The organism is Calditrichia bacterium, assembly GCA_020634975.1.
In the GTDB taxonomy this organism is placed as follows: Bacteria; Calditrichota; Calditrichia; order RBG-13-44-9; family J075; genus JACKAQ01.
This window is the reverse complement of sequence record JACKAQ010000011.1, coordinates 1-10635: the sequence shown is the minus strand read 5'-3', so window position 1 is coordinate 10635 and position 10635 is coordinate 1. Positions and strand designations below refer to the sequence as shown.

The window sequence follows — 10635 nt, the reverse complement described above, 5'->3', positions numbered from 1 at the left end:
GCAGGAATGACCAACGCTGTGACAACTGCGAACGGGAGAAGTTTACATAGATCAGTACTGAACGGGTAGTTCACAACAAATCCTTAACATCCTGTTAATCCTGTCAAATAAATCTTTTAACCATAAAAACTGAAATCACAACATCATGCAACAACTCACACAAAACATGAAATCCGGTGAAATGAACCTGCTGGAAGTCCCGGTTCCGGCGCTATTGCCGGGCAGCGTTCTGGTTCGCGTCCATTATTCGGCAATCAGCGCGGGAACGGAGGGCAATAAAGTCAACAATGCCCGGAAGGGCTATATCGGCAAAGCCAAAGCCAAGCCCGACCAGGTTAAACAGGTATTGGACACCCTCCAAAAGGAGGGAATTGCCAGCACTTACCGCCGGGTAATGAACAAACTGGACATGCCGGCCCCGCTGGGCTACAGTTGTGCCGGTGAAGTGATCGCCGTCAGCAATGATGTGCGAAAATTCAAGGTCGGTGACCGGGTCAGTTGCGGCGGCGCATCTGCCGGTCATGCAGAAATCGTCTCTGTCCCGGAAAACCTGGTTGCCAAAGTAGCGGACAACGTGAACCTGAAAGATGCAGCGTTCACAACCATTGCCGCAATCGCTTTGCAGGGCATCCGTCAGGCGGACCTTCGGCTCGGTGAAACTTGTACCGTCATCGGGTTGGGTTTGATCGGGCAGTTTACCGTACAAATGCTCAAGGCTGCGGGTATCAGGGTTGTGGGCATCGATATCGCTGACAGCGCTGTTGCGTTAGCCAAACAATCCGGCGCAGACATTGCTTTAACCCGCAATCATCCCGGCATTGAAGAACGTATATCCGAATTTACCGGCGGATACGGCGTAGATGCGGTCATTATTACCGCTGCAACAGCCAGTCACGATCCCGTTAATCTCGCCGGAAGTTTATGCAGAAAGAAAGGCAAAGTGGTTATTGTCGGTGCCGTCCCCACCGGATTTGATCGCGATCCCTATTATCTCAAAGAGCTGGATCTGCGTATGTCATCTTCCTACGGTCCCGGCAGATACGATCCCAATTATGAGGAAAAAGGTCAGGATTACCCTATTGGCTATGTAAGATGGACAGAAAACCGCAACATGCAGGCTTATCTGGAGCTATTGGCGGCAAAACAACTCGATGTAAGTCTGTTAACGACTCATGAATTTGCGTTTACCGATGCCCAAAAAGCCTATGAAATGATCGTTTCAAAAAGCGAACCGTTCCTGGGCATCCTTTTAAAGTATGATACGGAAAAACCAATTCGCCAAACCGTACAATTGGGCGGAAAAAACGGGAAATTTACAGCCGACACAGCACGCATCGGTTTTATTGGTGCAGGGTCTTTTGCCCAAAACTTCCTGCTACCGAATTGCCAAAAGCATGGGGCTTTGGTCGGTGTGGCAACAGCCAGCGGCAACAACGCCCGCAATATTGCAGATAAATACGGATTTCAATTCGCAACCGGCGATGCGACCGTGATCCACAAGAGCAATGACATTAACACTGTGTTTATCGCCACGCGCCATAACCTGCACGCCCAAAATGTGTTGGCATCCCTGAAAAATGGCAAGCATGTGTTTGTCGAAAAGCCGTTATGTATGACGGAAGCTGAACTCACTGCAATTGCAGAAGCGCATCAAGCTGCGCATCGCCATCTCATGGTGGGGTACAACCGCCGTTTTTCACCACATATTGCCAAAATTCGATCTGCAATTGACCAAACCGCGCCGAAATCCATTTTATACCGCGTGAACGCCGGATTTATTCCCCCGGATAGCTGGTATCAGGACCCAGAGGTCGGCGGCGGCCGTATTATCGGTGAGGTATGTCATTTTGTCGATTTATGCATGTTCCTCGCCGGCAGTCACCCCGTATCTGTTCATGCTGTTTCGATGGATACAGCCACAAACCTTCACGATACGTTGACGGTCAATCTCAAGTTCAAAAACGGTTCCGTGGCTAATATTTCCTATGTTGCCAATGGCAGCAAACGCCTGGACAAGGAATATGTTGAGCTACACTCCGATGGCGTTTCTGCACAATTATTTGATTTCCGGGAAACAATAATTTTTGGAAATGGCAAGGATAAATTCAAGTCTGGTCAGGATAAAGGACACGCCGCAGAAGTGAAAGCATTTCTGGATGCGATTACAAACGGTACCGATACACCGATTCCATTTAACGACATTTATCTCAGCACACTCACAACCCTAAAAATCATTGAATCGATACAAACCGGCACAGCAATTCATCTGCCGGAATTGAAAATTTAAGAATGCATTTCCCACCGAAAAATAAACACCAAACCATCATCATCGGCGCGGGACCGGCGGGACTGACTGCCGCGTACGAGCTGCATAAACGAGGCAGGCCGGCGCTGATTCTGGAAGCATCGGACACGGTTGGCGGTATTTCCCAAACGGTGAATTATCGCGGTTTCCGGTTCGATATCGGCGGACACCGCTTTTTCTCAAAATCGGAATATGTCAACTACATCTGGCGGGAAATTCTCGGTGACGATTTCATCGAGCGGCCGCGCCTTTCGCGCATCTATTATCGCGGGCATTTTTTCGATTATCCGCTCAAGGCGTTCAACGCGCTCAGCGGATTGGGCGCAACCGAAGCTGTCCGGGTGATGCTCAGCTATCTCAAATCGCAGCTCTTTCCCAATCAGCCGGAAGCCACCTTTGAAGATTGGGTGTCCAATCGCTTCGGGAAACGGCTCTATCGCATCTTTTTCAAAACCTACACAGAAAAGGTCTGGGGCATTCCCTGCGGCGAGATTTCCGCGGATTGGGCAGCCCAACGCATCAAAAATCTGTCGCTGAAAGAGGCGTTACGCAACGCCCTGTTTTCCGCCGGAAAAACGGAAAACGGCGAAATTATCACCACGCTGATCGAGAAATTTCACTATCCGCGACTCGGTCCGGGCATGATGTGGGAACGCTGCGAACAGCAGCTCTGCGACAACGGCGTGCCGACATTGCACGATCATTTTGTGACGACTGTCGAGCACGAAGCCAATCGCGTGCACACGGTTCGCACCCGCAATTCCCGCGACGAAACGTTTGCATTTAGCGGCGATTCATTTATCTCATCAATGCCGTTGCGCGAGTTGATTTTCTCGCTGTCGCCAAAACCGCCGCAACCGGTGCTGGACGCGGCGCAGCGGTTGCGTTATCGCGATTACCTGACCGTGGTGCTGATTGTCGATCGCGCCGATATTTTTCCCGATAACTGGATTTACATTCACAGCCCGGACGTGAAGCTCGGGCGCATCCAGAATTACAAAAACTGGAGCCCGGAAATGGTGCCGGACACCCGCCAAACCGCACTGGGTCTGGAATATTTTTTGTGGGAAAAAGATGACGAATGGCGCTGGCCGGAGCAGCAACTGATCGATCTTGGCATTCGTGAATGCGCCAAACTCGGGCTGATCAATCCCGATGAGGTGGTCGACGGAACGGTGGTGCGCATGAAAAAAGCGTATCCGGTGTATGACCAGCATTATCACGATAGCCTGGCGACGATCCAAAATTATCTGGCGACGTTTGAAAATCTGCAAACCATCGGCAGAAACGGGTTGCATCGCTACAACAATCAGGATCACTCGATGCTCACCGGCGTTTTTGCGGCGCGAAATATTTGCGGCGAAACCTACGACGTTTGGGCAGTGAATGTTGAAAAAGAATATCACGAAGATGGTGAACACGAATCGACCGCTTCCGGGGAGCGGCTGACGCCAAAACGATTGGAACCCGCCGGCAGAACGGAACATTCGTTTGATGAAGTGATCGACGAGTTTTTTGCGCGGCTGGATCCGGTGGCGCTCGGCGTTGCCGTGGGCATTGTTTGCGGCAGCGGATTATTTTTGCTCACCGTGCTGACGGTGCTCAACGGGCATTCACAAATCGCACCGAAATTGTCATTGCTCGGTAACTATTTTTGGGGATTCGAAACCAGTTGGATCGGCGCGATCGTCGGTTTGTGCGAAGCGAGCATCGGCGGCTTTTTGTTCGGAAATGCAATCGCCAAATTGCGCAATTGGGCGGCATCCACCTTTGCCGGATTTCTGCGCAATCGCACCGAGCTGCAGGAAAACCGGGATATTCTGGATAAATTTCAGTGATCATTTCTATTGTTTATCCACGAATTTCACGAATGACACACCTCGTTTTTAAGCTCTGCATTATTTTGCGGACAGTGTCAACAAATGATTTTGTAGCTTTCCCCGGGAGATTCCTGCCTTCACGCCGAAGGCGCTCCTTCGGAGCAGAATGACCATAATAACCATTAACCGGTTGTCACCCTGCGAAGACAGGGTCTCTAAGATCACCACAGTGCTTTTTGGCAACAAAAATCGAACACAAATCGTTCGCGAAACTCGAAAACCATTTGACAGGACAACGATGAAACAAACACCCTCGGTCAACGATCAGATTTTGCGCATCAAGGCGGGTATCCTCGCTTTTGTGATGGCGGTGATGTGCGGCGGTATCATTTTTATCATGACGGCGTGGCTGCTCATCAAAGGCGGTCCGTTTCCGGGATATCATTTGCGGCTACTCGGTGAGTTTTTATCGGATACACGGTTTCCTGGCCGGGCGCGTTTATCGGATTTTTTATGGGGCGCTCACCGGAGGCATCGCCGGATATGCGATCAGGATGATTTACAATCGCGTTGTCAACCTACGGGTGAAAAGGATAAAGAGTGAAGGATAAGGGTAAGGATAAATTTGATTCAGGGGCACGACAGTGAAACGCCCTGTCTTAACACACTTGAAAACACAACATATTTTGAAAAACAATCATCTAAAATCAACAAAACTGGTTACACACCTTTTCAATTGCGCCTGTTGCAGGTTGCAATTGGGGAATGGCAATCATCTCCGTGATCTGGCTCGGATATGAATTCTGGCGGTTGCTGTTTCAGGTTGGCGACATGGGTGCAATTGACCTCCGAAATCGTCATAATGAGTTACAAACCTGGATTGAAGGAAAAATGTTTACCGAGCATGGAACCGCAATGTATCCGCCGGCAAGCTATGTGTTATTATATCCATTAATGGGTTGGTTATCTTTTGGGGCAGCACGTTGGTTTTGGGCATTAACAACCATTGTCGCGTTAGTTATTTTAGTTCGTCAGTCTTTATCTTTTATTGTTTTAAACCAAAAGCACAAAACATGGCAATTCTTTGTGGCAATCACCTTTTATCGATGTATTCGATCGGCGCAACTATCAGCAATGGTCAATTGCCGATTCATATCATCTCTATTTTGCTTATTTCTATATATATATTACAAAACGCCTCAAATTTAAGGACTGACGTTTTATCTGGAATACTTTTATCTTTTGCTTTGTTAAACCAACACTTTCTGCACCATTTATTTGGATATTTTTTTAAAAACACGAGAGTAAGACCTTTCATACTATTAGGAGTTATTTATTCTGCATGCATATTATTTAGTGCATATCAAATGCAAACGAATCCTATTAATCTTCATCAGGATTGGTTAAAAGATCCATAGAGGGCTGCATTTGGGAACGACCAAATCAGTGAAAATCTAACAAGTGGTGAAAAGATTTATTAGCAGACAAAAGTTATGTTGTTACATATTTAAATGATTGGATGGAGGCACTCAGCGTTACATGGTTTAAGTTTAGAAAATGCAATACTTGGATTCTTTATACTCGGTGTATGGGTATATTTTTATCGAAATGTAGATATATGGCTGTTATTAGGAGTCTCTGCTATATTTGCCAGATTTTGGACATATCACATGTGGTATGATGATTTGCTGTTACTTTTCCCTTTGATAGGGCTATTTAGAAAAATATCCAACCAGGCAAAACAGGCTATAACTCCTTCGATTTTGCTCTTTTTGTTAATATTGTTTTCTATCGCACCAGGTGGTTTATATTTTTTTAATCCGCCAATAAATACAATCTATGTATTACTTCAAAAAATTTTGTGGTTGTCTATATTAATTTACTTTATTGTAGAATCGCATGTGCAACGGCGGGATGTCAACTATCCGAAGAACAGCGAGGTGCGGCATAAATCGGATGCCATTATCGTCCGGCAACAACCGAAATTGCGTACCCGCGCATTTTGAAATTTTCAATCAAATTTATACAATAAAATATGCCGCTTTTTTCCATCATCATTCCCACATTTAATCGGGCGGTGCAGTTGCGAAACTGCCTTTCGGCGATTGCAGCACTGGATTTCCCGGCGGATAATTTTGAGGTAATCGTGGTGGACGACGGCAGCAAATCGCTGCCGGATGCGATTGTAAACAAGTTTAGCAAATCACTGAAAATCAGTCTGTTAAGCCAGAAAAACAGCGGTCCGGCTGCGGCGCGGAACAATGGTGCAGATCGCGCAACCGGGCAATTCCTGGTTTTTACGGATGACGATTGCGCACCGGCAACGGATTGGCTGACCCAAATTGCCAGACAAATTAAATCGACACCGGATGCGCTGATCGGCGGAAAAAGCATCAACGCAATTCCGGAGAATATTTTTTCCGAAACCAGCCAACTGCTGATCGATTATTTGTATGATTATTTTGAATCGACGAATCGCGACGGGCGATTTTTTACATCAAATAATCTGGTTGTTCCGGCAAATCTGTTTCACAAATTGGGTGGGTTTGACAGCAATTTTCCGCTGGCTGCCGGGGAAGATCGCGCGTTTTGCGAACGCTGGACAGCCAACGGCTGGCAATCCGTTTATCTGCCGGATGCAAAAATCTATCATTTTCACACTTTAACGTTTGCGGGATTTTGGCGACAGCACTTTAATTACGGCTGCGGCGTGCGGCAGTTGCAACAGAACCGCCAACAACGTGCGGCAAAAACGCCATCGCTGCAACCGCTGTCGTTTTATGTAAATTTGCTGATGTATCCGTTGCGGCGTGCCCGTTCTTTTCGCGCGTTCGCCGGCGTTTTGTTGATGCTCATCTCCCAAATCGCCACGGCGGCGGGATATTTTTTCTCCAAAAAAAAGATGTCCGGCAAACCCATCGCCACCGGCGAAAGCCTCCCCGAAAATTTTTGACACTCCCCTACTTTCCGCTTTTTTCTCGCTTCCTTTTTTCTCACCTTTCCAAATCACACTATTCCATACCAATCAGATCGTTGTATATTTTTTTACTTCGCGAAAACAGCGGTAAAAAAATACGCATTGCCGTTCCATTACCAACGGAATTGTCCACTTCGATACGCCCCTGATGCAGTTCCACAATTTGTTTGGTAATTGGCAAACCCATTCCCACACCAAACCCTTTGGTGCTGAATAGCGGTTCGAATATTTTTTTTCGCAATTCCAGCGGAATCCCCGGACCGTTATCTTCGATGACCACAAAAATACCGTTGCTGCCATCCCACGAAGAAATGGTGAGCCGATAGCGTTTGTTGCTGTCAATTTCGTCCAGCATCGCGTGGCAGGCGTTATCGATCAGGTTGATAAGGCACCGCCGGATTTGTTCGATATCGATATGCAGGGCATGGGTAGCGTCCAGTTTCAGGCGCACTTCGATAGTTTCATGGATATTCGATTCCTCGATCACTTCGCGGATCAAATCGTTGATTTGCACGGTTTCCAGACAAAGTTTTGGCAATCGGGTGAAATCCAGCAATTCTTTGATGATCGTATCGCAGCGCTGAATATTGCGCTCCGCCCTTTCCATCACCCTGTTTATGGTTTGGTCTTTTGGCGCAATCATTTCATTCAGCGAAAAAAATGCGCTGCGAATCGTGCCAAGCGGATTGCGCAATTCGTGGCTGACAACAGTAATCAACTTTCCGAGATTGGCCAACTTTTCCTGCGACAACAATCGCTCGTTAATTTGGCGAATCTCAACTATTTTCCCTTCAACCAGCAGCTCCAATTCTTTGTTTTTATTGACGATATCCGATGTTCGCCATTTAAAAAACAGCCATAATCCGATAATGAGTATAACTGCAATTAAATATCGAAACCACCAGGTATCCCAAAATGGCGGCAGAATGTTGATGCCAATACTCAGAATGTCGGACTCATTCCAGATACCGTCGCTGTTGGTCGCTTTTATGTTCAGCCGATAGGCTCCGGGATCCAGATTTGTAAATGTGATATCGCGTTTGGTATGGAGTTGAATCCAGTCCTTATTGAAGCCTTCCATTTTATATGCGTATTGATTTTTGGACGGCGAATTGTAATCCAGCGCGGCAAATTCGAACGAAAAAACATTGTCAGTGTAATTGAGCTCAATATTTTTTACATCATGCGGCGCCTTCCCCAAATCAACGCTTTTATTAAATATTTTGAAATCCGTCATTCGCACCGGCGCTTCAAATGATGAAATACCAAGCTCTGACGGATAAAACATGTTTAATCCGTTGACGCCGCCAAAAAACATTTCGCCCGATGTTCCCTTAAAAAATGCTTTCGCGTTAAACTCATTATCCTGTAAACCATCCTCGATATCATAATTTTTGAAGGTACCGGAACGGATATTATATTTGGAAATTCCTTTATTGGAACTCATCCATAAATTGCCATCTTCATCTTCCAGGATGCCGTAAACAACATTGTTCGCCAGATCGTTTTTGGATGTATAATGTTTGAAATTGATCGACCCGTCCGGCTGTTCGATCATCTCCACCAAACCGCCGCCGGCGGTTCCCAGCCACAATTTACCGGCAAAATCCGGATGTTTCGATTCGTAAATAACTTCGATGCGCCGGGCTTTTAAACCACCCGGTTGCAATGGATTATACATATAGCGCCGGAAACTATCCGACTCAGGCAGGTATTGATTTAAGCCGGAAATAGTGCCGACCCAGATGCGCTGTTGGCTATCTTCCATAATACAAATCGTTTGGTTGCTGCTCAGGCTGGAAGAATCAAACGGATCGTGATAATAATTGTCGAACTGATCGGATTCAGGTTTCATTCGGCTTACGCCATTCAATGTGCTCACCCACAATCGTCCCTTTTTATCCCGCATGATGCCGGTCATCACCCGCCCTGCAACACTATTGGGGTCTTCGGAATTTACCCGGAAAAATTTGAATTCTCCGGTTTTGCGGTTGAGGCGTATCAGATCATCGCCTTCGATCCCCAGCCATAGGGTATCGCCATTCCCTACAGGATCCTCATAAATACTGTAAACTACCTGCACTTCTTTGCTGACATTTTTTTCATATATATTTTTTAGCGAAATGGTATTCTTTTCCCGGTCGATCAGATAAAGTCCATCGTATGTTCCCAGCCAAAGTATGCCATCCGGATCAACGTAGATGGTTCGAATGCTTTTCCAGCGATTTTCCGGCGATGCATCAGGCGGATATGACAAAAACCGGGAAGTGATACTCGATAAACGGTATGCACCATAGCCGAATGAGCCCAGCCACAATGTGCCGTCGCGGTTTACCAATGCAGAAAGCACCGGTGCATCGATATTTTCGTTATATAAAATAATTTTCTGATCATCGGGCAGATCCGGATTAAATCGTATAATGCCGGATTCGCCATAAAAGAAAAAGTCGTTTTCGGACTCCAATGCGCCAAAAAACTTTTTCTCATCGGTTTGGATGAATTTTTCCCATCGGTTTTCATCAAAATTGAATTCGCAAATTTCGTTTTCACCGGATTCTGTGGATTTGGTCATCCAAAGGCGTGCGCTTTTATCGCTATATAAAAAATCGCATAAATATTTATTAAACCTGTGGTTAGGGTTTTTATGATATTGCAAAAATCTGCCGGTGGCGATATCCAGTGAGAATAATTTTCTATTTTTTAAAACCCAGGCATCACCGTTTTTATCGACCGTAAAATGTTGAAAATACGCCGAGGAAACGATTTCATTGAACCAAAAATATTGTGGATCAGAAAGGCTATCGCCGTCCATTTCAAACCGAATCAATCCATTGGTGTGCATCACCCACAATTTTTGAAACCGATCACGGTGAATGGCGAAAACACCATTGAGGATATTTTGATTGCTATATTCAATATCCAAATTATACTTTGAAAATTTCCCGGTTTCGTTGTCCAGAATAGAAATTCCGCCGGCAAGCGTACCCACCCAAATTTTGTTGCCGGGCATTTCGATCATGCATCTGATGTTGTTATCCGATATGCTGGTGGTGTCTGCCGGATTGTGGTAATATTTCCGGAATTCGTAGCCGTCATAACGGTTTAATCCGTCATCTGTGCCCAGCCAGATAAAGCCGTAACTATCTTGCAGAATACAATTTACCGTGTTTTGGGAAAGTCCTTCCGAAACGGAAAGCCGTTTGAATTTCAGCAATTGCTCATCTGCGAGCAAATCGTTAAATTGCCACAAACACAACATGTAAACAGATAATAAACAATAGTTTATTATCTGCTTTTCAATACCATTACGGTAATTCAATCCTCTTTCTGCCCACATTCTCTTTTTTCTCGTTTTGATAAACAGGTAAACTAATATTAACGGTTGTTCCTTTTCCCGTGATGCTATTGATCGTTATTGTTCCGCTGTGGCTTTCGACAATTTGTTTAACGATCGGCAAGCCCAAACCGATACCAAAAGCTTTGGTGCTATACAACGGTTCAAAAATTTTCTCGAGCTGTTTTTGGGGAATGCC

At 45.9% G+C, this 10635-nt stretch carries 7 protein-coding genes; 5 read left to right on the top strand and 2 right to left on the bottom strand.

All coding sequences use genetic code 11. The annotated features are described in order from the left end of the window. Positions 1–145: 145 nt before the first annotated feature. The 5 genes from H6629_23980 (at position 146) to H6629_23960 (ending at position 7078) form a co-directional block, all read left to right on the top strand. The gene (locus H6629_23980; protein MCB9070847.1) at positions 146–2287 is read left to right on the top strand and encodes a bi-domain-containing oxidoreductase; all 2142 of its coding nucleotides are present in this window, start codon (positions 146–148) and stop codon (positions 2285–2287) included. A gap of 2 nt (positions 2288–2289) precedes the next feature. Next, positions 2290–4143, top strand: a complete 1854-nt coding sequence (locus tag H6629_23975) for an NAD(P)/FAD-dependent oxidoreductase (protein ID MCB9070846.1) — start codon at positions 2290–2292, stop codon at positions 4141–4143. Between the two features lie 280 nt (positions 4144–4423). After that, a complete protein-coding gene (locus H6629_23970) occupies positions 4424–4729 on the top strand; it encodes a hypothetical protein (protein ID MCB9070845.1) in 306 nt (101 codons plus the stop codon). A 161-nt stretch (positions 4730–4890) separates the two neighbouring features. After that, positions 4891–5334 carry a DUF2029 domain-containing protein gene (locus H6629_23965; GenBank protein MCB9070844.1) on the top strand — a complete coding sequence of 148 codons (444 nt, stop codon included), beginning with the start codon at positions 4891–4893 and terminating at the stop codon, positions 5332–5334. Between the two features lie 826 nt (positions 5335–6160). After that, entirely contained in the window at positions 6161–7078 is a 918-nt protein-coding gene (locus H6629_23960) for a glycosyltransferase (protein ID MCB9070843.1), read from the top strand. Between the two features lie 58 nt (positions 7079–7136). Here H6629_23960 and H6629_23955 read toward each other — a convergent pair whose 3' ends face one another. Further along, complete coding sequence (locus tag H6629_23955; protein MCB9070842.1) at positions 7137–10439, bottom strand: hypothetical protein; 3303 nt, start codon at positions 10437–10439, stop codon at positions 7137–7139. Beyond that, on the bottom strand, positions 10408–10635 hold a 228-nt coding region (locus H6629_23950), incomplete at its 5' end, for a HAMP domain-containing histidine kinase (GenBank protein ID MCB9070841.1). The genes H6629_23955 and H6629_23950, both read right to left, overlap by 32 nt.